The 22,550-nt window shown below is 71.5% G+C and carries 22 protein-coding genes and 1 pseudogene; 11 read left to right on the forward strand and 12 right to left on the reverse strand.

The window, feature by feature from the left end:
* Positions 1–56 precede the first annotated feature (56 nt).
* Entirely contained in the window at positions 57–1,121 is a 1,065-nt protein-coding gene (locus tag ACIBNE_RS40160) for a serine hydrolase domain-containing protein (protein WP_399280873.1), read from the forward strand.
* A gap of 75 nt (positions 1,122–1,196) precedes the next feature.
* Positions 1,197–2,186: a porphobilinogen synthase gene (hemB, locus tag ACIBNE_RS40165; protein ID WP_399280875.1), complete on the forward strand. Its 990-nt coding sequence runs from the start codon at positions 1,197–1,199 to the stop codon at positions 2,184–2,186.
* Between the two features lie 67 nt (positions 2,187–2,253).
* On the opposite strand, the gene ACIBNE_RS40170 is transcribed toward hemB, so the two are convergent.
* Genes ACIBNE_RS40170 through ACIBNE_RS40180 form a run of 3 tightly spaced genes read right to left on the reverse strand, consistent with a single transcriptional unit; the run spans position 2,254 to position 3,556 of the window.
* Positions 2,254–2,499 (reverse strand): hypothetical protein, encoded by a 246-nt coding sequence (locus ACIBNE_RS40170; protein WP_399280877.1) that lies wholly within the window; start codon positions 2,497–2,499, stop codon positions 2,254–2,256.
* Positions 2,496–2,738, reverse strand: coding sequence for a DUF397 domain-containing protein (locus tag ACIBNE_RS40175; RefSeq protein WP_399280879.1), 243 nt, complete (start codon positions 2,736–2,738; stop codon positions 2,496–2,498). The genes ACIBNE_RS40170 and ACIBNE_RS40175 overlap by 4 nt, the downstream gene beginning before the upstream one ends.
* Complete coding sequence (locus ACIBNE_RS40180; RefSeq protein ID WP_399280881.1) at positions 2,735–3,556, reverse strand: Scr1 family TA system antitoxin-like transcriptional regulator; 822 nt, start codon at positions 3,554–3,556, stop codon at positions 2,735–2,737. The genes ACIBNE_RS40175 and ACIBNE_RS40180 overlap by 4 nt, the downstream gene beginning before the upstream one ends.
* A 112-nt stretch (positions 3,557–3,668) precedes the next feature.
* On the opposite strand from ACIBNE_RS40180, the gene ACIBNE_RS40185 reads away from it, so the two are divergent.
* Positions 3,669–4,097 carry an ATP-binding protein gene (locus ACIBNE_RS40185; protein WP_399280883.1) on the forward strand — a complete coding sequence of 143 codons (429 nt, stop codon included), beginning with the start codon at positions 3,669–3,671 and terminating at the stop codon, positions 4,095–4,097.
* Positions 4,098–4,107: 10 nt separating this feature from the next.
* Here ACIBNE_RS40185 and ACIBNE_RS40190 read toward each other — a convergent pair whose 3' ends face one another.
* Positions 4,108–4,377, reverse strand: coding sequence for a hypothetical protein (locus tag ACIBNE_RS40190; protein WP_399280884.1), 270 nt, complete (start codon positions 4,375–4,377; stop codon positions 4,108–4,110).
* Positions 4,378–4,464: 87 nt separating this feature from the next.
* Positions 4,465–5,355: an NAD(P)-dependent oxidoreductase gene (locus tag ACIBNE_RS40195; RefSeq protein ID WP_399280886.1), complete on the reverse strand. Its 891-nt coding sequence runs from the start codon at positions 5,353–5,355 to the stop codon at positions 4,465–4,467.
* A 220-nt stretch (positions 5,356–5,575) separates the two neighbouring features.
* On the opposite strand from ACIBNE_RS40195, the gene ACIBNE_RS40200 reads away from it, so the two are divergent.
* The 3 genes from ACIBNE_RS40200 (at position 5,576) to ACIBNE_RS40210 (ending at position 7,344) form a co-directional block, all read left to right on the forward strand.
* Positions 5,576–6,187, forward strand: coding sequence for a DUF6232 family protein (locus ACIBNE_RS40200; RefSeq protein WP_399280888.1), 612 nt, complete (start codon positions 5,576–5,578; stop codon positions 6,185–6,187).
* On the forward strand, positions 6,184–6,516 hold the full coding sequence (locus ACIBNE_RS40205) for a hypothetical protein (protein WP_399280889.1): 333 nt from the start codon (positions 6,184–6,186) through the stop codon (positions 6,514–6,516). The genes ACIBNE_RS40200 and ACIBNE_RS40205 overlap by 4 nt, the downstream gene beginning before the upstream one ends.
* A gap of 99 nt (positions 6,517–6,615) precedes the next feature.
* Positions 6,616–7,344 (forward strand): dienelactone hydrolase family protein, encoded by a 729-nt coding sequence (locus tag ACIBNE_RS40210; RefSeq protein WP_399280891.1) that lies wholly within the window; start codon positions 6,616–6,618, stop codon positions 7,342–7,344.
* 341 nt (positions 7,345–7,685) lie between these two features.
* Here ACIBNE_RS40210 and ACIBNE_RS40215 read toward each other — a convergent pair whose 3' ends face one another.
* Complete coding sequence (locus tag ACIBNE_RS40215; protein ID WP_399280893.1) at positions 7,686–8,978, reverse strand: MFS transporter; 1,293 nt, start codon at positions 8,976–8,978, stop codon at positions 7,686–7,688.
* Positions 8,979–9,066: 88 nt separating this feature from the next.
* Here ACIBNE_RS40215 and ACIBNE_RS40220 point away from each other — a divergent pair, with 88 nt between their 5' ends.
* Entirely contained in the window at positions 9,067–9,930 is an 864-nt protein-coding gene (locus ACIBNE_RS40220; protein WP_399280895.1) for an ArsR family transcriptional regulator, read from the forward strand.
* A gap of 36 nt (positions 9,931–9,966) precedes the next feature.
* Here the strand turns inward: ACIBNE_RS40220 and ACIBNE_RS40225 are convergent, their stop codons facing one another.
* On the reverse strand, positions 9,967–10,710 hold the full coding sequence (locus ACIBNE_RS40225; protein ID WP_399280897.1) for a DUF4232 domain-containing protein: 744 nt from the start codon (positions 10,708–10,710) through the stop codon (positions 9,967–9,969).
* Between the two features lie 119 nt (positions 10,711–10,829).
* Here ACIBNE_RS40225 and ACIBNE_RS40230 point away from each other — a divergent pair.
* A pseudogene (locus ACIBNE_RS40230) lies at positions 10,830–11,285 on the forward strand (helix-turn-helix domain-containing protein); the annotation flags it as partial.
* A gap of 447 nt (positions 11,286–11,732) precedes the next feature.
* Entirely contained in the window at positions 11,733–12,614 is an 882-nt protein-coding gene (locus ACIBNE_RS40235; RefSeq protein WP_399280965.1) for a transcriptional regulator, read from the forward strand.
* A gap of 118 nt (positions 12,615–12,732) precedes the next feature.
* Here ACIBNE_RS40235 and argS read toward each other — a convergent pair whose 3' ends face one another.
* Positions 12,733–14,505 (reverse strand): arginine--tRNA ligase, encoded by a 1,773-nt coding sequence (gene argS, locus ACIBNE_RS40240; RefSeq protein ID WP_399280899.1) that lies wholly within the window; start codon positions 14,503–14,505, stop codon positions 12,733–12,735.
* Between the two features lie 521 nt (positions 14,506–15,026).
* On the opposite strand from argS, the gene lysS reads away from it, so the two are divergent.
* Positions 15,027–16,757: a lysine--tRNA ligase gene (lysS, locus tag ACIBNE_RS40245; RefSeq protein WP_399280901.1), complete on the forward strand. Its 1,731-nt coding sequence runs from the start codon at positions 15,027–15,029 to the stop codon at positions 16,755–16,757.
* Between the two features lie 70 nt (positions 16,758–16,827).
* Here lysS and ACIBNE_RS40250 read toward each other — a convergent pair whose 3' ends face one another.
* From ACIBNE_RS40250 to ACIBNE_RS40260, 3 genes are all read right to left on the reverse strand, one after another.
* Entirely contained in the window at positions 16,828–18,207 is a 1,380-nt protein-coding gene (locus ACIBNE_RS40250) for a DUF2637 domain-containing protein (protein ID WP_399280903.1), read from the reverse strand.
* Between the two features lie 154 nt (positions 18,208–18,361).
* Positions 18,362–19,120 carry a DUF3558 domain-containing protein gene (locus tag ACIBNE_RS40255; protein ID WP_399280905.1) on the reverse strand — a complete coding sequence of 253 codons (759 nt, stop codon included), beginning with the start codon at positions 19,118–19,120 and terminating at the stop codon, positions 18,362–18,364.
* Between the two features lie 245 nt (positions 19,121–19,365).
* Complete coding sequence (locus tag ACIBNE_RS40260) at positions 19,366–20,220, reverse strand: DUF3558 domain-containing protein (RefSeq protein ID WP_399280907.1); 855 nt, start codon at positions 20,218–20,220, stop codon at positions 19,366–19,368.
* 173 nt (positions 20,221–20,393) lie between these two features.
* Between ACIBNE_RS40260 and ACIBNE_RS40265 the strand changes: the two genes are divergently transcribed.
* Positions 20,394–21,587, forward strand: a complete 1,194-nt coding sequence (locus ACIBNE_RS40265; RefSeq protein WP_399280908.1) for an RtcB family protein — start codon at positions 20,394–20,396, stop codon at positions 21,585–21,587.
* Between the two features lie 59 nt (positions 21,588–21,646).
* Here the strand turns inward: ACIBNE_RS40265 and ACIBNE_RS40270 are convergent, their stop codons facing one another.
* Positions 21,647–22,531 (reverse strand): LAGLIDADG family homing endonuclease, encoded by an 885-nt coding sequence (locus tag ACIBNE_RS40270; protein ID WP_399280910.1) that lies wholly within the window; start codon positions 22,529–22,531, stop codon positions 21,647–21,649.
* Between the last annotated feature and the right edge of the window lie 19 nt (positions 22,532–22,550).

A 22,550-nucleotide genomic window follows, 5' to 3' on the forward strand; every position in this document is an offset into this window, starting at 1 on the left:
GGGGAACGGGGGCTTCTGTGTGGGGTGGCGGCAGGGTTTGTGGGCTGGTTGCGGTCGTGGGGTTACTGATCGCCGCCGTGCCCGCCCAGGGGCTTCCGCGGGACGTCCGTGACGGGGGCGCGCTCCAGCGGGACGTGGAGGCCGTTCGGGACACCGGGGTCGTCGGGGCCGGGGCCTCCGGGGCGCGGGGGAGTGCTCGGGCCGGGCGGGGCGTGCCCCTCGACGGGCGGTTCCGGGCGGGGAGCGTCAGCAAGACCTTCACCGCCGCCGTCGCGCTGCAACTCGTCGGCGAGGGGCGGCTCTCGCTGGACGACACCGTGGAGAAGTGGCTGCCCGGCGTCGTCAGGGGCAACGGGAACGACGGGCGGCTGGTGACCGTGCGGCAGCTGCTCCAGCACACCAGCGGCCTCGTGGACCCCAAGGCGGGGCTGCCCGCGCTGAGCAGCGCTGCGGGGTACCGGGCCGAGCGGTTCCGGCGGTTCGAGCCGGAGGAGCTGGTGGCGCTCTCGATGCGGGAGCGGCCCGCGTTCCGGCCGGGCAAGGGCTGGACGTACTCCAACACCAACTACATCCTCGCCGCGATGGTCATCCGCGAGGTCACCGGGCGGAGTTGGGGCCGCGAGGTCGACGCGCGGATCGTGCGGCCCCTCGGGCTGACGGGGACCTCCGTGCCCAAAGGGCCGTACCTCCCCCGGCCGCACGCCCGGGGCTACACCTCCTTCGGTACGGGGACCGCCGTTGACGTCACCGTCCTCGACCCGAGCATGGCCGTCGGCTCGGGCGCGGTCGTCAGCACCACCCGCGACCTGCGGGAGTTCTACGCGGCCCTCCTCGGCGGCCGCCTGCTGGAGCCCGCGCAGCTCGCCGAGATGACGGCCACCATGGACGCGCCCGAGCTGGGCCCCGAGCTGAAGTACGGGCTCGGGCTGGGCGAGATCCCGCTGTCCTGCGGCGGCAGCTTCTACGGCCACCAGGGCGACCTCCTCGGCTACCAGGCACTCGCCGGTGCCGTCACGGGCGGGACCAGGAGCGCGGCCGTGTACGTCACCGGCGACGGCGGGCCCCGTACGCAGGAGGCCATGCTGGCGCTCGTGGACCGGGAGCTGTGCGGGGGCCGGTAGGGGCCGGTGGGGGAAGGGGCGGCGGCGACTCGGTGTCGGCAAGAGCAAGGGGGGCGCGGGCGTAGCGTGGGACGCATGACTGTGTACGGATCGTTTCCCGGCGCGCGGCCCCGGCGGCTGCGTACCACTCCCGCCATGCGCCGCATGGTCGCCGAGACCCGCCTGAACCCGGCCGACCTCATCCTCCCCGCCTTCGTGCTGGAGGGCGCCGACGAGCCCGTCGCCATCAAGGCCATGCCCGGCGTCGTGCAGCACACCCTCGCGAGCCTGCGGAAGGCCGCCCGTGACGCCGTCGACGCCGGGGTCTCCGGGATCATGCTCTTCGGCGTGCCGGAGGAGGGGAAGAAGGACGGGGTCGGGACGGCCGGTACCGATCCCGACGGGATCCTCCAGGTCGCGCTGCGCGAGGTCAGGGAGGAGGTCGGGGACTCGCTCATCGTGATGTCCGACCTGTGCCTCGACGAGTTCACCGACCACGGGCACTGCGGGGTGCTCGCCGCCGACGGGCGCGTCGACAACGACGCCACCCTTGAGCGGTACGCCGAGATGGCCCAGGTCCAGGCCGACGCGGGCGCGCACGTCGTGGGGCCGTCCGGGATGATGGACGGGCAGGTCGGGGTCATCAGGGACGCCCTCGACCAGGTCGGCCACGAGGACGTCTCGATCCTCGCGTACACCGCGAAGTACGCCTCCGCGTTCTACGGCCCCTTCCGCGAGGCCGTGGGCTCCTCGCTCACCGGCGACCGCAAGACCTACCAGCAGGACTCCGCCAACCTGCGTGAGTCCATGCGGGAGTTGGCGCTCGACCTGAACGAGGGCGCGGACATGGTCATGGTCAAGCCCGCAGGGCCCTACCTCGACGTGCTCGCGAAGGTCGCGGACTCCGTGGACGTGCCGGTCGCCGCGTACCAGATCTCCGGCGAGTACTCGATGATCGAGGCCGCCGCCGAGAAGGGCTGGATCGACCGCGAGAAGGCCATCCTGGAGAGCCTGGTCGGCATCAAGCGGGCCGGTGCGCAGATGATCCTGACCTACTGGGCCACCGAGGTCGCGCGCGGCCTCTGAGCGTCTTTCCGGGGAACGGCCCGGTGGGATTCCTCCTGCCGGGGCCGTCCCGGCGCGAACCGGCAGGTCAGGACGGGCTGATCGGGTCGGGCGCCCCGGTGTCCGTGTGACCGGCGTCCGCGCGGTCGGCGTCCGCGCGGTCGGGGAACATCAGCCAGGAGCTGACCGTGATCGCGCCCATCGCCGTCAGCCCCAGTCCCATGCGCAGCAGCCGCATGCCGCCGTGCCAGTCCTGGGGCGTTCCGAAGACGAGCCAGAGCGCGAGCCCGATGCCGGACAGCAGTACGGCTAGCGCTGCCAGCCGACGTATCACCCGGCCACCGTGGTCAGGAACGCGGTCCACGCGGTGGGGGCGAGCGTGAGGTGCGGGAGTTGCTCGTCCTTCGAGTCGCGGACGTGGATCGCGGCGGGGTGCGTCGCGACCTCCACGCACTGCCCGCCTTCGTCGCTGCTGTAACTCGACTTCCGCCAGGCGTAAGCGACTTCGAGGCATTGCCCGCCCTCGCTGCCGCTGTAGCTCGACTTGAACCAGTGCAGTGCGGTGTTGCTCATTGCTCTCCCAGCAGGCTGTCCAGGAGGCCCATGGATTCTTCGGGGGTCAGGGCCTGTGTCCGCAGCATCGCATATTTGCGCGCCAGGATGGACACCTCGTCGGGATCGGAGATCCACAGGCTGCCACGCTGCGACTCGGCGTAGGCGAGGTGTTGGTGCTCGGGGGTTTCGAGGAGGGTGAAGGGGCCGGCCAGGCCCGCGTGCGAGGTGCGGTTCAGGCGGAGGATCTGGATCGTGACGTTGGGGAGTTCGCACATCTCGCGCAGGGCCCGCAGCTGCGCCCGGTGGACCTCCTGGTCGCCCAGGGGCATGTGGAGGACCGGCTCCCAGATCACGAAGCTGATCGTCGGAGGGTCCTTGCGGTAGAGGATCTTCTGTCGTTCCAGTCGGGCCGTCGTCAGCGACTCGATCTTCTCCTCGTCGTGAGCGGGGACCCTGCTGCGGAACAACGCCCTGGCGTACTCCGGTGTCTGGAGCAGGCCCGGCACGACCTGGTTGTCGTACCAGGAAAGGGAGATGGCCTCCTTCTCGTGCTCCATGTACTCCTCCGCCCACTGCGGGAACTGGTCGACCTCCGGGAGGTTCGCCACCCCGACCGCCAGTACGCCCTTGGAATCGAGGATCCCGTCGAGGCGGTCGGCCAGCGTCTTGGTCAGGGTGCGCCTGCCCTGCTCGATGGAGGCGATGGTCTCCACGTCCACGGTCGCGCCCTCGGCCAGCGTCTGCTGGGTCTTGCCCGCCGCTTTGCGCAGCGCCTGCACCTGCTGGCCCAGCAGTTTCATCGCGGAAGCGTTCGGCTTCCTGTTCTTCGGTTTCATACGGTAGAACTCCCCACCCTCGGCCCGGGTTGATCGCATCCGTACCCGTACACGGAATCTGTACGGGTCGGGCCCCTGCCGTACGGGCCCTTCCCTTCAGGACGCTCGTGTGGTGAACGAGCATGAGGAGCAGCGGGAGTTGCTGCGAGAGAAACTGTTCCGCCGGGACCGCAGGTCGGTGCCCGCCGCGAGGGCTTTCGCCCGGTGGGCGCTCTACGACTGGGCCCTGGACGAGGGTGCGTTGGGCGAACGTACGGCCGATGTCGTGCTGTGCGTGAGCGAGTTGGCGACCAACGCGATTCAGCACGGTGTGCCGGTGGGGCGGGGGTTCCTGCTGCGCGTGCGGTGCGGGTCGGAGACGTTGCGCGTGGAGGTGCACGACGGCGGGGGCGGGGTGCCCCGGACGCGGGTGCCGGAAGGGGAGTCGGGGCGGGGACTCGTCCTCGTGGAGGCGCTGGCCGACAAGTGGGGGGTCGGGGAGCGGGAGGCGGGTCCCGGGAAGGTGGTGTGGTGCGAGTTCGGGGTGCTGGTGGGGGCGTAGGCGGAGGCGGTCAGAAGCCGCCGGAGTAGAGGAAGAGGAGGACGATCGGGCAGAGCGCGCCGATGGCGCCGGTGGCGAGGCCGATGGCGCACAGTGCCCGGTTGGCCTTGCCCGACACCAGGCCGAGGACGCCGAAGGTGGCCGCGAAAATGCCCGTGAGGAGGCTGAAGACGCCGTAGAAGAAGAGGCAGGCTACCGCGAGGAGGCCGAAGAAGAGGGAGACGGGCCCGTAGAGGGTCGCGGGGCTTTCGGTGTTGGTGTTGCCGGTGCCGGTTGCCATTTCTCGCCCCTTGCTGTGAGGAGTCGGTGCCTGTGTCGCCCGGGGCCGGGGAACGTGATTTCGACTCCTCGTCATCATCGCATTCGGTCACTTCTCCAGGAGCGTGACCAGGCGGGAGAGGCCGTCCGCCGCGTAGCCCCGTTCGAGGGAGCGGTCGAGGAGGGTCTGGAAGGGTTCGAAGAGTTCGGTGCTCACGCCCTGTTCGCGGTAGGTGGTGAGGAAGTTCTGGAACGCGGCCTGGTTGATCTCCATGGACGAGACGTCGGTGAGGTGCCGGTCGGTGTCGACCGCGTGGGCCATCGCCGGGGCCATGTTCGTGAGCATCGCGCTCACCCAGGGGATCAGCAGGTCGTTGGTGAACCCTTCGGCCGCGATGCCTTCCGTGCGGATCAGGGCCTGGGCCTGGGCGACGCCGATGAACAGGCCGTACATGCCGGTGAGGAGGGAGAGGTCGAAGAGTGCGGCCAGGCCCGGGTCCTCGCCCGCGAAGCGGGTGCCGCCCCAGGCCTCGAAGGTCGTGCGGTGGGCCTCGTACACCTCCTGCGGGCCGCTGTAGAGGACGTACGCGGCCGGGGTCGCGATCATCTGGGGGACGGCCATGATGCCGCCGTCGAGGTACTGGGCGTGCTGCTCGGCGAGGCGGCGGGCGAGGGCGCGGGCCTGGGACGGGGTGCCGTTGGTGAGGTTCACGACGGTCTTGCCGGTCAGGTCGCGGCCGGTGAGCAGCTCTTCGACCGCCGCGTTGGTCGTCAGGCACACGATGAGCAGGGGGCTCGCGGCGATCGCCTCTTCGGGGGTGCGGGCGGGCAGGGCGCCCTGGGCGACCAGGGGGCCGGTCTTGGACTCGGTGCGGTTCCAGACGGTGAGGGGGTGGCCCGCCTTGAGGAGCGCGGCGGCCAGGGCGGTGCCCATCAGGCCGAGGCCCAGGACGGTTACGGGGGCGGGGGTGTTCTGGGTTTTCTGGGGGGTCGTCGTCATGGGGGCGATTCTTTTCGGGCGCTGAACTCCGTACAAGTACCGACTAATTAGTCGGATACGCACCTGCGGGTAAGTCTCCAGGTGAGGGGCTGGCATTGGCCGTATTTGGTCTCGGGACGGGGGCCGGGGCGGGTCCCTAATGGGCTCACGCGTCTGTCGGGGCGTGGATTCTCAAGGGGGAGCCATGGACAATTCAGGGCCTTCGGGCGCGGGGAACGGGATGCCGCAGAGGCCTTCCGCGCCGCCGGCCGCGCCGCGTTCCGGGCCGGGCAGGCTGTCCGAAGCGCTGCTGCCCGCGCGGGGAGCGGTGATCGTCGAAGTCAGCAAGCGACTGCTGAGGGTGGGGGGCGCCGTCTACCCGGTGCACAACATCACCCAGATCCAGGCGACGACGCTCCGCCCGAAGAAGATGGAGGCGTTCCTGAGCATGCTGAAGTGGCTGCTCGCGGTCGCGGCCGTCTACATCGTCGTGGCGGCCATCAGCGAGATGAGCAGGTTCGGCGACAGCGACGAATCGGACGCCGTCGGTCTGCTGCGGGTCCTGTCCATCCTCATGGTGCTCGGCCTGATCGGGCGGTTCCTGTTCGTGTGCGTACAGCCCGTGCTGCTCGCGCTGGTCGTCGAGACGGCCAGCGGGTCCGTCGCGATGCTGACGCTGCCGGACCGCGCGATGCTGGGCGATGTGTCGGGGCGCCTCATCGACGCCGTCGAGAACCCGAACGCCGATTTCCACATGACCGTCCAGCGGCTCGACTTCAATCCGAAGAACTTCCACATCGGCGACAACGTGAACATGTACGGCGGCATCGGGAACACGGGGGTCAGCAAGTGAGCGGCGACAACAACTACTACGGCGACAACGTGAACATGTACGGGGGTACGGGAAACACCGGCATCGACAAGCGGCAGGCCGCCGCCGTCCCCGGGCTCGCGGACGCGGTCGCCGAACTGGAGCGGCTCGTCGGCGAGTTGCGTGCGCAGCTCGCGCCGGGGAGCGCGCGGGTGGTGGACGAGGCGCTGCCCGTGATCCGGGCGGGGGCGCCGGAGGAACGGCACCGGGCGTTGATCGCGGTGGCGACGATCGCGGCGACCGTGGGGGCGGTGGGGCAGCCGGTGGCCGAGGCGGTGCGGGGGGTGTTGGGGGTGCTGGGGGTCGGGTAGGGGCGGGGCGGGCCAGGGGGTCGGGTGTGCGGGGCGGGGGCGTTCTGCTCAGCGTGAAGTTCCGGGGCGCGGCGGGAGTCGTGCTCGTACCGTTGGCGCATGACGACTGTTATCACTCGTACGGTCGAGTACTCCGCTGACGGGCTCACCATGGTCGGGCACCTCGCCCTTCCCGCCGGAGACGGTCCCCGGCCCGGGGTGTTGGTCGGTCCCGAGGGGACCGGGTTGAACGACTTCCAGCGGGGGCGGGCCGATGCGCTCGCCGAACTCGGTTACGCGGCCTTCGCGTTCGACATCCACGGCGGTGGACGCTGGATCAGCGATCCGCAGGAGATGCTGGCGCGCACCACGCCGTTGCTCGCGGATCCCGGGCGGATGCGGGAGATCGGGCACGCGGCGCTCGACGTGCTGCGCGCCGAGCCCTTGGTCGATCCTCGGCGGATCGCCGCCATCGGGTACGGGACCGGGGGTGCGATCGCGCTCGAACTCGGGCGGGACGGCGTTGAGTTGCGCGTCATCGGGACGATCAACGCGTTGACCACCGGGCGGCCGGGGGAAGCGGCGCGCATCCGGTGTCCCGTGTGGGTCGGGGTGGGGTCGGAGGACCCGATCATGCCGCCCGAGCAGTGGGACGTGTTCGCGGAGGAGATGAGGGAGGCGGGGGTGGACTGGCGGCTCGTGGTGTACGGGGATGCGTTGCACGCCTTCCACCACCCGCCGGTGGACCAGGAGACGGTGCCCGGGGTCGGGCACCATCCGGTGCAGGCGGAGCGGGCCTGGCGGGACGTGGTGGGGCTGTTGGGGGAGTGCGTGCCGTTGGGGGGTTGAGGGGGGCGTTTCTTGGGGTGGGCGCTCTTGGGGGCTTCCGGTGCATGAGGGTGCCGCCTTCGCCTGGCGGGGCGTGGTGCTCGGCGGGCCGCCGGGGGACCGTTTCGCCTGTGGCGGGCCGGCCCCTCCCCCTTCCCCGAGCTCTCGGCTTCGCGCGGGCGGGGGAAACCCCGTCCTTCCCGAAAACCTGCCGGTTCCTGGGTGGGATGCTCTGGGGCGAGCCCGCTCGCGCTGACTGGTGATCTGCCGCGTGTGCCCCACTCTCGCGCAGTTCCCCGCGCCCCTGACGGGGCGCACCTGTGCTCGCGCCCGCGCGGCGGAGCCGCGACCGGACCCGGTGGTCAGCGGGCCGCGCCCGCCCAGCTCTCGGGGGTCCGCCCGCGCGCGCCCAGCAACAGGGGCAGCACCGCCAGGAGTTCCGCCACCGCGCCCACCCACAGGGCCGTCCGCGCCCCCGCGTACTGGCCCATGATCCCTCCGGCCAGCGCGCCCAGCGGCATGCAGCCCCACACCACGAAACGGACGCTCGCCGTCACCCTGCCGAGCAGCGCGCCCGGCGTCACCCGCTGCCGCAGCACCACCGACTCGATCTTGAACGTCATGAACGCCGTCCAGCCGAGCCCCTGGAGCACGCACGCCACCGCGTACCGCCAGTCCGCGTGGAAGAACGGCAGGGCCGCCAGCCACAACACCCCACTGACCAGCACCGACGCGCACATCGCGCGGTGCGTGCCCAGGCGCGCCGCGATCCTGGCCGTGAGCAGGCCGCCCAGGAAGCCGCCCGCCGCCTCCGCCGTGAAGACCAGACCGCACAGGAGCGGCGAGAGCCCCAGGTCGCCCGCGAGCAGCACGAGCATCATCGACGCGCCCACCGTGCCGCAGAGGTTGGAGATCGCGGCGGTGAGGGTGAGCGAGCGGAGCATCCGGTCCCGGAAGACGAAGCGCAGGCCCTCCGCGACCTCGTCGCGCAGCCGCGCGCCGGGCGGCCGCTCCTCGGGGCGGGGATCGGCCCGGCGCATCCGGGTCAGGAACAGCGCGGACGCGAGGTAGCTGACGGCGTCCACCGCGAGCGCGACCGGCGCGGTGAGCGCGGCGATCAGGGCGCCGCCCGCGCCGGGGCCCGCGGCGGCGGTGACCGTACGGGAGGACTCCAGGGCCACGTTCGCCGCGACCAGGCGGTCCTCGTCGACGAGGTGGGGGAGGTGGGACTGGTGCGCCACGTCGAAGAAGACCGTGCAGACGGACAGGCCGAAGCCGACCGCGTACAACTGGGCGAGGGTGAGGACGTCCAGGTACGCGGCGAGCGGGAGCGTCGCCAGGAGCGCGGCCCTGCCCAGATCGCCCGCGATCAGGACCCTGCGCCGCCGCATCCGGTCCACCCAGGCACCGGCGGGCAGGCCGACCAGCAGGAAACCCAGGTACTCGCACATCACGAGCAGGCCCGCCTCGAAGGGCGACGCGCCGAGGGGGCCGATCGCCACCAGGGGGAGGGCGAGGACCGTGACGGCGGTGCCCGCCTGGCTGACCGTGTCGGCCAGCCAGAAGCGGCGGAAGTCGGGGAGGCGGTGAAGGCGGGGAGGGGCGGGTGCGGGAGCGGGTGCGGAGGTGTGGGTGGGGGGCTGCTTGGTTTCCATGGGGGCGTACACCATCACCCGCCGCTGGTCACGACCATTGTTTTAGGCTGCGCTAAAACGTACGGGAACGTCATGGGGGAGGGGCCGCGTGGGGGAGATACGGTTCGGCGCCGAGGACCTGGCACAGCTCAGGTTCGCGATCTCGCCGCTGTGGGAGACGGTCGCCGCGCTGCGCGCCACGGCCGATCCGGGGCGGTACGCCCTTCATCTCCCCTGGATCAAGCGGGCGTTGGCGGTGGGAGAGGAGCGGGTGGCGCTGCTTCCCCGCGCGGGGGAACTGGCCGCGTCCGTTCCCGCGCCGCGGTGCCCGCTCGCGGAGATCGAGGAGGAGGCCGCGGTGATGGGGGCGGGCGCGGCCGGGGTGCTCGCGTGGTGGCGGGTCGGCGTACTGCCGTACTGGCCCCGGATCCGGGCCGTCCTGGAGGCCGACCTCGCCCATCGGACCCGGCAGCTCGCGGAGGACGGGATCCAGGAGGTGCTGGCCGGTCTGCACCCGAGCCTGCGGTGGGGCGGGGGGCGGCTCGCCTCGGACGACCTGGGCGGCGGGGAGTTCGGGCTGGGCGACGGGGAGTTCGGGTTGGGCGGGGGCGGGATCACGCTCGCGCCCAGCGCGTTCGCGGCGCGGTGCGTGGTGCTGCCGGGGCGGGAGGGGGTGCCGCCGTGCCTGGTCTATCCGGCGCGGGCGGTCGGCACGCTGTGGGAACGCGGGGAGGCGTGCGCGTCGGGGGAAGGGGTCGCGCGGCTCCTCGGGCGGAGCCGGGCGCGGGTGCTGAGCGGTACGCGCACGCCGTCGACGACCACGGGACTGGCCCTGCTCACCGGGCTCACGCCCGGGGCGGTCTCGCAGCACCTGGGGGTGCTGCGGGGGGCCGGGCTGGTGAGCGGCCACCGGTATCGGCGGGAGGTCTACTACCGGGCCAGCGAGCTGGGGGTGGCGTTGCTGGAGGGGTAGAGGGGTTCGCGTGGGGCGTGCTGCCCGGGTCCCGGGTCAGTTCATGAGGGCGTCGTCTGCCGAGGTGAGCCAGTACGTCACCCGGAGAGCGTCGTCCACGTACGTGCCGCCCTTCGGGAGCTTCGCGTCGGCCATGCCGGTACGGGCGTTGCCCTCGCGGTCGCTGAAGCCGATCGCCAGCGTCCTGACCGTACGGCCGTTGCCGCCGCTGCCGTCGCCCGCCGAGAGGATCACCCCCGCGTAGCCGGACTCGCCCGGCGCGAGCGTCGTGACCGCCTGCGGCTTCGACTCCTCCATCACCGGCGGGACGGACTTCGCCTCGCCGAAGCGGACGGCCGGGTAGCCGTACAGGTCGCAGTACTTGCCGCTCTTGTTCGTGACGGTGATCAGCATGTGGTTCAGCGGGCGCGGGACCGGCTGGGCGGTGACCGCGGTGTTGGCGGCGTCGCAGGTGACGCGGTTCTCGGGGTCCGTGGGGTCCGTGGCGTTCGACTTGGCGGGGGAGTCCTTCGCCGTGCCGCCCTGCGCCTTGGGGGCGCCGCCGCTCTTCTCCGGTCCAGTTCCGGTTCCGTTTCCGGTTCCGTTTTCGGGGTCGGTGTGGGTGCCGGTGCCCGTGCCGGTGTTCGGCTCCTGGACGTTCGCCGCGGGCGCGCTGCCCTTGTCGTCCGTACCGCCGTCGTCGCCGCCCGTCTGGCAGGCGGTGAGCGCCAGCGCCGCGAGGAGCGTGGTCGCGGCTGCGACGGCCGTCTTGGCCGCGGTGCGGGTCAGGTTGGTGCGCATGTGAGTGGTGCTCCCCGTTGTGGTGTGCGGTCAGTGTGGTGTGCGGTCAGTAGTGGGCGATCAGCTTCGCGACGATCGCGGCCGCCGCGAGCAGCACGAGGACGGCCACGGTGTCGGTCATGCCGTCTGTGCTCATCGGACGTCCCCGGTCGCTCGGTTGCCCGGTGGTCGCCGGGCCAGCTGAAGTGGCTCCAGCCTGCGGTGATGTGGAAACCCGGCGCAACGCCCGCCGAACCATTCGGAACCCTGGAACGGGCGCGCGTACTGTGACCTGCGGAATCGCCCCTTCCCTGGAATGCGTTCCTGGGACGGCGGTTCGACGGGGACGAAGGCGGAACGGCAGCGGGACGACGCGTACGAAGGGGAGGACTGCTGTGTCGGCAGCGGCGGTCGAGGAATTCGCGGCGGTACTCAAGGGGCTGAAGGAGCGCTCCGGACTCAGCTACGGGGCGCTCGCGGCGAAGCTGCACGTGAGTACGTCGACACTGCACCGGTACTGCGGCGGGGACGCCGTGCCGGTCGAGTTCGCCCCGGTGGAACGGCTCGGGCGGCTGTGCGGGGCGTCGGGCGAGGAGATGGTGGCCCTCCACCGGTTGTGGATCCTCGCGGATGCGGCGCGGCGGAGCGGCAGCGGCAAGGGGGGCGCGCGTTCGGGGGCGGGGGCTGGGGCTGGGGCTGGGGCTGGGGCTGGAGGCGGGGCCGTGGGTGGTGCTGGTGCTGGTGCTGGTGCTGGTGCTGGGGCGCGTGCGGGTGCGGGTGTGGTGGGTGCGGGCTCGGGGGGCGGTGCGGAGGCGGGGGGCGGCTCGGGGGCGGGGGACGGCATTTCCGCTGCTTCCCACCGGGAGGAGGGCGAGCGGGATTCCGGTTCCAGTGCTGGTTCCGGTTCGGACTCCGGTGAGGACGTTCCTGAGGTTTCCGCTCTTGCCGGGGGCGCCTCCGCTCCCCGTCGGCGGGGGCCCCGGCGCGGGGTCCTCGTCGGGGCCGCCGCCGCTCTCGTCGTCGCGCTCGGGGCCACCGGGGTCGTGTTCGCCGCCCGTGGCGACCGGCCCGAACCCCGGTCCGACGGGAAGGCCGTCGTCGTCAGCGACCGGCCCTCCGGGACTCCCGCCCCGCGCACGCCCTCCCGTACGCCGTCCCCCGGCGGAGCCGCCGCCTCCGCGAAGCCCTCGGGGACGCCGCGCGAGGTGCCCGGCACGCCATCGGCCTCCCGCGAGGCCGAGCGGGAGAGCGGGAGCGGGGGCAGGGGCGAGGCGGAGAACGGGGAGGCGCCGCTGAGCGTGGCCATCCGCTCGTACAACTACGAGGCTCCCTGCGGGCAGTTCTACCTCCTCGACCGCGCTCCCTCCGAGGTGCCGCCGCCCCCGACCGACGGCGGGGACTCCCGTGGGTGGGGGCGGGAGCAGAACGCGGTCGCGGGCGGTGCCATGAAGCTCGAATTCGCCGTGCAGGGGAAGAGCGAGAAGGCCGTCGTGCTGCGGGACCTGCACGTGCGCGTCGTCGAGCGCGGCGAACCGCTCGCCCACAACGGGTACCTGATGGGCAACGGCTGCGGCAGCGGGCTCACGCCCGCCTACTTCGACGTCCCGCTCGACCGGGGCGCGCCGACCGCCGTGCCCAAGGCCGGGGAGAACATGAACGTCAAGGTCCCCGCGCGGCCCTTCCCCTTCAAGGTGTCGTCGAGCGATCCCGAGGTGATCGACGTCGACGTGCACACCGAGAAGCACGACGTGCGGTGGTACCTGGAGCTGGAGTGGAGCAGCGGGGACCAGCAGGGGGTCGTGCGGATCGACGACGGGGGGAGGCCGTTCCGGACGAGCAGCGTCAAGGGGCGGCCGCAGTTCACTTACGCGGGCGGGGAATCGGGGTGGGAGCCGTACGAGTGGGCGGACTCCCCGGAGGGGTAGGGGCGGCGCTCCCGCAGGACGTGCGCGGCAACGCATGCGGCGACCGGGCCGTCTCCCGCTTGCTCGCGACGGGAGAACGGCCCGGCCGGGACGTCAACTGCTAAACGGGGAGCAGGGGTTACAGGCGCTCGGGGGTGCGGATGCCCAGGAGCGCCATTCCCTTGCGCAGCGTGCGCGCCGTCAGGTCCACCAGGAACAGGCGGTTCTCCACGACCTCCGCCGGGTTCTCCTCGCTCAGCACCTGGCACTGGTCGTAGAACTTCGTCAGGTGCGTCGCCAGCTCGTACAGGTACGCCGCCAGCTTGTGCGGCTCGTACGCGTCCGCCGCCTCCGCCACGACCTCGCCGAACCGGTCCAGGTGCAGGCCCAGCGCACGCTCCGCCGGGGCCAGCGCCAGCTCCGGGTGCGCCGCCGGCTTCGTCCCGCCCGCCTTGCGCAGGATCGACTGGATGCGGGCGTACGCGTACTGGAGGTACACCGACGTGTCACCGTTGAGCGACACCATCTGGTCCAGGTCGAACTTGTAGTCGCGGCTCGCCGAGGTGGAGAGGTCCGCGTACTTCACCGCGCCGATGCCGACCGCGCGGCCGTTCTCGACGATCTCCTCCTCGGACAGGCCCACCTTCGCGGCCTTCTCCCGCACCACGGCCGTCGCCCGCTCGGCCGCCTCGTCCAGCAGGTCCTCAAGCCGTACGGTCTCGCCCGCACGCGTCTTGAACGGCTTGCCGTCCGCGCCCAGCACCGTGCCGTAACCCATGTTGTGCGCCGTGACGCCGTCGGTCAGCCAGCCCGCGCGGCGCGCCGCCTCGAAGACCATCTTGAAGTGCAGCGACTGCCGCACGTCCACCACGTACAGCAGCGTCGTCGCGTGCAGCTCGTGCACGCGGTTCCGGATCGCCGAGAGGTCGGACGCCGCGTAGCCGAAGCCGCCGTCCGCCTTCTGCACGATCAGCGGGACCGGCTGGTCGTCCTTGCCCTTGATGTCGTCGAAGAACACGACGAGCGCGCCCTCCGAGCGGACCGCGACGCCCGACTCCTCCAGGAGGCGGGCCGTCTCGGCCATCATGTCGTTGTACGCCGACTCGCCGACGATCTCCTCGTCGCGGACCTCCATGTCCAGCTTCTCGAAGACCGAGTAGAAGTAGACCTTCGACTCGTCCACGAACCGCTGCCACAAATCGAGCGTCTCCTTGTCGCCCGACTGGAGCGCCACGACCCGCTTGCGGGCGCGCTCCTTGAAGTCCTCGTCCGCGTCGAACACCGCGCGCGACGCCTTGTAGACCCGGTTCAGGTTGCTCATCGCCCGCTCGCCGTCGACGTCGGCGGCGGGGGCCAGCTCGTCCGGGTTCTCGATCAGGTACTGGATCAGCATGCCGAACTGGGTGCCCCAGTCGCCGATGTGGTGACGGCCCACCGTCTTCTCGCCCGTGAAGTCCAGCATGCCGCGCAGCGCGTCGCCGATCACGGCGGAGCGCAGGTGGCCGACGTGCATCTCCTTCGCCACGTTCGGCTGGGCGTAGTCGACGACCGTGACGCCCGGGGCGTCCTTCACCGGCACGCCCAGGCGGTCGGCGTCCGCGTAGCGCGCGGCGAGGGTCCCGGTGATCGCCCCGTCGGTGAGCGTGATGTTCAGGAAGCCGGGGCCCGAGACCTCGACGTCCTTCAGGAGGTCGTCCGCGGTCCCCGCGAGGGCGTCCGTGACCTTCGTCGCCAGCTCGCGCGGGTTGCCCTTCAGCTTCTTCGCCAGCGCGAGGATGCCGTTGGCCTGGAAGTCGGCCCGGTCGCTTCGTCGCAGCAGCGGGTCGACGGATCCGGCCTCCGGCAGGGCAGCCGAGAGGGCGGTCGCGAGGCGCTGCTGGACAGTGGAAGCGAGGGAAGGGACCGAGGCCATGGGGTGCCGTTCCTGTTCGGGGGTGGGTGGGTGTACGTGCACCCGAGTATCCCACGGGGCGGGGTGTCGCCCCGGGGCGTCGCTTCGGGGCGGCGCTCCTGCCGGAGGCCGGGGTGTGGGGCGACGTTTTCGTCTGCGGCGGGCCGGGCCCCTTTCCACCCCTTCCCGAAAACCTGCCGGTGGCGAGCCCGCTGACGCGGGGTGGGTGCGCGTGGCGTGTGCCCCACCCTCGCGCAGTTCCCCGCGCCCCTAAACGGGGCACTGTGCCGAACGGGCCCGTCCCGCACAGGGCCCCGACAGGGGCGCGGGGAACTGCGCGACCAGCCACCCACCGGCCCGCAGGGCACCACCTCCGCCCAGTGGGCTCGCCACCCCACCCCGCCCACCCCGCGCCAGCGGGGCGCCGCGCCGGAGGGCCGACCCCCGAAAAGCAACCCGCGCGCACCGCGACCCGTCTGGGAGAATGAGCAGTGGCGCGGAGCGCATCCGCGCGGACCCGACCCGAAAAGGACCCACCGATCGTGGCAGCCCAGAGCACGAACACGGACACCCAGGACTGGGTGTCCCGCTTCGCGGACGACGTCATCGCCGAGTCGGAGCGACGTGCGCCTGGCAAACCCGTCGTCGTCGCGTCCGGACTCTCCCCCTCCGGCCCCATCCACCTCGGCAACCTCCGCGAGGTCATGACCCCGCACCTCGTCGCCGACGAGGTCCGCCGCCGCGGGCACGAGGTCCGCCACCTCATCTCCTGGGACGACTACGACCGGTACCGCAAGGTCCCCAACGGCATCCCCGGCGTCACCCCCGAGACCCACGCCCAGCACATCGGGCGCCCCCTCACCGCCGTACCCGCCCCCGAAGGCTCCGCGCACCCGAACTGGGCCGAGCACTTCAAGGCCGCCATGGTCCAGGCCCTCGGCGAACTCGGCGTCGAGTTCGACGGCATCAGCCAGACCGAGCAGTACACCACCGGCGCCTACCGCGAGCAGATCCTGCACGCCATGAAGCACCGCGGCGACATCGACGCGATCCTCGACCAGTACCGCACCAAGAAGGCCCCCGCCAAGAAGTCCCAGAAGCCCGTCGACGAGGCCGAACTGGAAGCCGCCGAAGGCTCCGGCGCCGCCGCCGAGGACGACGGCGCCACCACCGCCGGGTACTTCCCGTACAAGCCCTACTGCGGCGGCTGCAACAAGGACCTCACCACCGTCACGGCCTACGACGACGCCACCACCGAGCTGACCTACGTCTGCACCGAGTGCGCGTTCACCGAGACCGTGCGCCTCAGCGAGTTCAACCGCGGCAAGCTCGTCTGGAAGGTCGACTGGCCCATGCGCTGGGCCTACGAAGGCGTCGTCTTCGAGCCCTCCGGCGTCGACCACTCCTCGCCCGGCTCCTCCTTCCAGGTCGGCGGCCAGATCGTCGGCATCTTCGGCGGCGCCCAGCCCATCGGCCCCATGTACGCCTTCGTCGGCATCAGCGGCATGGCCAAGATGTCCTCCAGCAAGGGCGGCGTCCCCACCCCCGGCGACGCCCTGGAGATCATGGAGCCCCAGCTCCTGCGCTGGCTCTACGCCCGCCGCAGGCCCAACCAGTCCTTCAAGATCGCCTTCGACCAGGAGATCCAGCGCCTCTACGACGAGTGGGACAAGCTGGAGGCCAAGGTCGTCGACGGCACCGTCCTGCCCGCCGACGCCGCCGCCTACGCCCGCGCCGCGGGCACCGCGGCCGGGGAACTGCCCCGCACCGAGCGCCCCCTCCCGTACCGCACCCTGGCCTCCGTCGCCGACATCACCGCAGGCGCCGAGGACCAGACCCTGCGCATCCTCACCGAGCTCGACCCGGACAACCCGGTCACCGACCTCGACACCGTGCGCCCCCGCCTCGACCGCGCCGAGAACTGGATCTCCACCCAGGTCCCGGCCGACCAGCGCACCATCGTCCGCGACGAGCCCGACACCGACACCCTCGGCTCCCTCGACGACGAAGGCCGCGAGTCCCTGCGCCTCCTCCTGGAAGGCCTCGACACCCACTGGTCCCTCGACGGGCTCACCACGCTCGTCTACGGCGTCCCCAAGGTCATGGCGGGCCTCGACCCGGCCGCCAAGCCCACCCCCGAGCTGAAGGTCGCCCAGCGCTCCTTCTTCGCGCTCCTCTACCGCCTCCTCGTCAGCCGCGAGACCGGCCCCCGCCTGCCCACGCTGCTCCTCGCCGTCGGCGCGGACCGCGTCCGCAAGCTCCTCGCCGCCTGACCCGGCCCCGTACGACACGAAGGGCGGTCACCCGGAACCCCGGGTGACCGCCCTTCGCGCCGCACCGCCCCTACGGCGTCGCCTGCACGTCCAACGACTCCTGGTAGCGGTCCCGGAAGTCGCGCATGTAGCCGCGCAGCGTGTTCTCGCTCAGCGGGCCGTCCCCCGCACGGTTCGTGACCCCGTACATGTCCTGGAGGTACAGCGCGAGCTGCCGGGCGTTCGGGTAGTCGTTCAGCTCGCTCGTGTAGCGGCGGAACGCCTCGTAGTACGCGTCCTCCCGCGACATCCCGTCCGGAATGCCGCCCGGACGCAGCGGCGCCCGGCGCGGAGCCGGCCGCTCCCGCGGCTCCTCGTCCACGTCCAGCTCGGGATCGGGAATCGGCTCGGGCGCGTACTCCTGGTCAGGCTCGGGGGCCACGGACTCCTCCGGCAGCGGCTCCGGCTCCTGCTCCTGATCTTCTTCCGGCACGAACGTGTGGTCGTACCCGCCGTGGTACTCCACGTCCTCCAGCGGCTGGCTCGCGAACCACGGGCTCTCGTGCGTCGCGGGGACCGCGTGCTCCTCCACGTACTCGGGCACGTAATCGGACCGCTCCGCCCGCGGCGGCTCCGGGGCCTGCGGCTGCTTCACCAGCTCCACCGGCTGCCGCACGGGCTCCACCGGCTGCTGTACGGGCTCCACCGGCCGGGCCTGCCGGGCCTGCTGGGCCGGCAGCTCCGGGACCTGCGCCTGGACCGGGTTCGGCGGCAGCAGCATCGGCTCGATCCCCGCCGCCGCGAGACCCGCCGGAGCCGTCTCCGCCAGCGGCACCCCGAACTTCGCCAGCCGCAGCGGCATCAACGACTCCACCGGAGCCTTCCGCCGCCAGCCCCGCCCGAACCGCGCCTGCAACCGCGCCTGGTACACCAGCCGGTCCTGTTCGAGCTTGATCACCTGCTCGTACGAACGCAGCTCCCACAGCTTCATGCGGCGCCACAGCTTGAACGTCGGTACGGGAGAGAGCAGCCAGCGCGTCAGGCGCACGCCCTCCATGTGCTTGTCCGCCGTGATGTCCGCGATCCGGCCCACCGCGTGCCGCGCCGCCTCCACCGAGACCACGAACAGCACCGGGATCACCGCGTGCATGCCCACCCCGAGCGGATCCGGCCAGGCCGCCGCGCCGTTGAACGCGATCGTCGCCGCCGTCAGCAGCCACGCCGTCTGCCGCAGCAGCGGGAACGGAATGCGGATCCACGTCAGCAACAGGTCCAGCGCCAGCAGCACGCAGATGCCCGCGTCGATGCCGATCGGGAAGACCAGCGAGAAGTCCCCGAAGCCCTTCTTCTCCGCCAGGTCCCGCACCGCCGCGTACGACCCCGCGAAACCGATCGCGGCGATCACCACCGCACCGGCCACCACCACCCCGATGAGTATTCGGTGTGTGCGTGTCAGCTGCATCGCGGCCACCCGCGGACCCTCCCCCACCTACGACCGTCCGTGACGAACCACGACGACCCATGACGACAACGTGCGCACAGCGTGGCACACGCGTTCGGGGCCCGGCCCCCAGGGGGAGGCCGGACCCCGAAACGCGATGCCGCCGGACGCCCGGCGGAAGGAACTACTTGTTGGCCGCGGCCACCGCCGCCACCGCCTCCTTCGCGGCCTTCACCGCGTCCTCCATCAGCTCCGTGCCCCTCGGGAACTTCGCCCCCGCGTACCCCGTGCCGTTGTAGTCCAGCGTCAGCACGACGTTGCCCGTGCGCGCCACGATCGTCGTCGACCGCGTCTCGCCCTTCACGCCCTCGGTCGACTTCGTCGAGCTGTGCGTCACCGCCGTCGCCTCGTCGCCCACCCCGTGCGCGGGCGAGGTCAGCAGGTCCTTCGCACCGTCCACGACCTTGGCCTTCGCCACGGCCTTCGCGTACTCCTCCTGCGCCCGCTTCTCACCCGCGCCCAGCGTCGGGTCCGACTCCAGGCGGTTCAGCGACAGCGCCAGCCAGCGCCACTGCGAACCCGAGACGCCCTTGTCCGACAGCCCGTCCCACGAGCAGCGCGAACGCGTCGTGGCGTCGCTGGAAGCCCCCGCCGTGCCGTTCTTGTCCTTCGCCTTCGGCACCAGCTCGTCCACCGTCTTCGCGGTGATCGCCTTGCAGGCCGCGGGAAGCTTCGCGAACTTCGCCGGAGCGACCTCCGCCTTCTTCTTCGCGGCGGCCTCGGCGGCCTCGGCGGACGCCGAAGCGGCGACCTCCGCCTCCTTCGACTTGGACTTCTCCTTGCCGCCGTCACCGTCCGAGCAGCCGGCGGCGACGAGCATCACCGGTACGGCTGCGCAGGCGAGTATGCGGGACAGTCGGCGTCGCGGGGCTGATCGGTGCATGGTTCCTTCACTCATCTGGATCGTGCGGGTCGGTCGTGCGGCGCGGGGCCGGGCGGTGCGGTGCGGTCGTGCGGTGCGGTGCGGTGCGGTCGTGCGGTGCGGGACCGGCTGTGCGGGCCGGTCGTGCGGTGCGGTCGGGACCGGTGTGCGTGTCGGGCCCGGTCGGCCACGGTACGCGGAACGGCGCCCCCGTGCGGCGCTCCACCGCACCCGCACACGACCGGACACCGACCGCCCCGCGGCCGTCAGCCGTTGATCTGCTCGTTCAGCTTCCGGGCCAGACCCCGCGCCTTTTCCTGCAGTTCCTTGCTGTCGGGCACCTCCGTGACCAACGCGGGCTGCTCCGCGTACTGCACCGTGACGATCACGTTCGATGTGCGGAACACCACGCTCACCGTCCGGCTCTGCGCCGTCGAACCGGCCCGCGCCAGCTGATCGTCCAGAAACGCGGAGTCGCCCAGGTCGTCGAGCACGCGCGGTTCGAGGCCCTCGTCCTCCTCGCCCCCCGCGGGAGGCGAGGCCTTACCGGCGGCGGGCGCACCGGACGCGGCGCCCGTCGCGGAGGCCCCGCGCGAGGACGGGGCGCTGCCCGAGCCCCCGGCGGAGGGCGACGCCTTGTCGCCGCGCGGGTCCTCCGCGACGGGCAGCCGGGCACCTGCCTGCTTCGCCGCGTACACCTCCTGCGCCCGGTCCTCGTCGCTCACCTCGGCGTCGTAGGACACGACCCGCTCGAAGTCGATGACCAGCCGGTGCGAGGCGGACGGCGAGTCGGCCTGCCAGCGGCAGCCCACGCGGCGGTCGGTGTCGTACGTGACCGCCGCCGTACCCGCGTACGCCTTCCGCTGCTGGTCCGCCGGGAGCTCCGCCGCGCCCGGCAGCAGGTCCTTGAGGGTCGACCGCCCGACCGTCCTGCACGCCTCGCGCAGGGTGCGGTACTTGCCGGGGGCCGCGGCGGCGGCCACACCGCTGCCCGGCTTGGCGTCGGAGGCCGCGCCCGGGGTGCCGGACGAGCCGGAGCACCCGGTGAGGGCGGTGAGGCCGAGCACGGAGAGGAGCGCGACGGCGGTCCCGGATGCGTACGCGTTGGCCCTTCGCTGCACGGTGCCAGGCTCCTTCCTGCCCGCGACGCGGGGAAAAGCGGTTGCCGCCGGGATGCGGCCGGTGGACACAATGTCTATCGCACGCACCGCCGTCGATGCCGAGTCCATGACCCTTTTGATGACTCTGGCTCCGGTTATTGCGCTTGAAGACTTTTCGGGGGAGATGAGGGTTTATGTCGTACGTGGAGGTGCCCGGCGCGAAGGTGCCGATCCGGATGTGGGCCGATCCGGCGTCGGTCGAGGACGTGGCGATGCAGCAGCTGCGCAACGTCTCGACGCTGCCGTGGATCAGGGGCCTCGCGGTCATGCCCGACGTCCACTTCGGCAAGGGCGCGACGGTCGGCTCGGTGATCGCGATGCAGGGCGCGGTGTGCCCGGCGGCGGTCGGGGTCGACATCGGCTGCGGGATGTCGGCGGTGAAGACGTCCCTCACGGCGAACGACCTGCCGGGCGATCTGTCGCGGCTGCGCTCCAAGATCGAGCAGGCGATCCCGGTGGGACGCGGAATGCACGACGACCCGGTGGACCCGGGCCGCCTGCACGGGTTCGCCACGGCGGGGTGGGACGACTTCTGGGGGCGGTTCGACGGCGTCGCGGAAGCGGTCAAATTCCGCCAGGATCGGGCTACTAAGCAGATGGGTTCGCTAGGCGCGGGCAATCACATGATCGAATTCTGCTTGGATCGATCAGGTTCGGTCTGGCTCATGCTGCATTCCGGCTCGCGGAACATCGGCAAGGAGCTTGCCGAGCACCACATCGGAGAAGCCCAGAAGCTTTCGCACAACCAAGGGCTGGTCGACCGCGACCTGGCGGTGTTCATCTCCGACACGCCGCAGATGGCGGCCTACCGGAACGATCTCTACTGGGCCCAGGAGTACGCCAAGTACAACCGCGCGATCATGATGGCGCTCTTCAAGGACGTGGTCCGCAAGGAGTTCAAGAAGGCGAAGCCGGTCTTCGAGAACGAGATCTCCTGCCACCACAACTACGTGAGCGAAGAGCGCTACGACGGGATGGACCTGCTCGTCACCCGCAAGGGCGCGATCCGCGCGGGGTCGGGCGAGTACGGGATCATCCCCGGCTCGATGGGCACCAGCTCGTACATCGTCAAGGGTCTCGGAAACGAGAAGGCGTTCAACTCCGCCTCGCACGGTGCCGGTCGGCGCATGAGCCGCAACGCGGCGAAGCGCCGCTTCACGGTCAAGGACCTGGAGGAGCAGACGCGGGGCGTCGAGTGCCGCAAGGACTCGGGCGTCCTGGACGAGATCCCCGGCGCGTACAAGCCGATCGAGCAGGTCATGGAGCAGCAGCGGGACCTCGTGGAGGTCGTCGCGCAGCTGAAGCAGGTCGTCTGCATCAAGGGCTGAACAGCGCCCCGAGAACGGCGGAGCCCCGGCTGTGGTGTGCCGGGGCTCCGCTCTGCTTCCTAGAGTTCGGACGGTCCGTCGGGAGGCAGCGGGACCTTGCCCGCCTTCAGGCGCCAGAGACGGTTCCTGCAACTGGACGCCGTCCGGTTCAACTCGGTCCCGGCGGCTTCGGGATCGTCGATTTCGAGCAGTGCGCGATCCTCCCACGGCTTCCAGCGACGGGAGTCGGTGATCTTCCGCATTCCGGCCGGGCGTACCCAGTCGGCCAGTGCGGCGGCGCTGGTGCGTTTGCGGTCGAGCGCCAAGCAGCCCGGGTAGTAGAGGTGCGCGGCCAGGTCCATGGCCGCTTCCTTCACGTAGAGGACGTTGTAGATCCCGTCTCGGGCGTTGCGCTTGATGTGGCGTGAGACGCCGGTGATCTTCTTGGTGTAGTGGCAGAAGTAGGCGGCGACCGCCGTACTTGCGGTGGTGAGGGAGACGAAGGGAAAGCCGTCCTTCGTGAGGCCCACGGAGCCGTCCGCGTCGATGACGCCGCGCAGGTAGTCGCGGCGGGAGAACTCGACGCGCGGTGGCGTGATCTTCTTCGACTTGCGGCCGTAGGGCAGACCGAGTCCGTTGAGCGTGGTCCTGGCTTCCAGGGCGCAGAGGGTCCACGTCGCGGAGTGGTGGGCGTCGGCGAAGTTGGTGGAGCGGGTTCGCTCGGTGATGCTGCTGTTGTACGGCGTCAGTTGCTGGAACTCGCGCAGGATGTCGATGTCCCGGACGCTGATCTCGACCGTCAGACGGCCTTTCCGGCCCGTCCCCGCCGCGAGGTGCCCGTCCGCCTGGATGAAGCCGAACATGTAGGCGTAGCGGGGGTCTTCGAGGTTCATGAAGGTCGGGGATGTCGGGGTGAGGGCGCTCAGGTCGAAGAGCGCGGACAGGTTAGGGTCCTGTTCAGCCACGGGAAGTTTGCCTTCCTTG

Source organism: Streptomyces sp. NPDC050504 (genome assembly GCF_044458065.1).
Classification (GTDB): Bacteria; Actinomycetota; Actinomycetes; order Streptomycetales; family Streptomycetaceae; genus Streptomyces.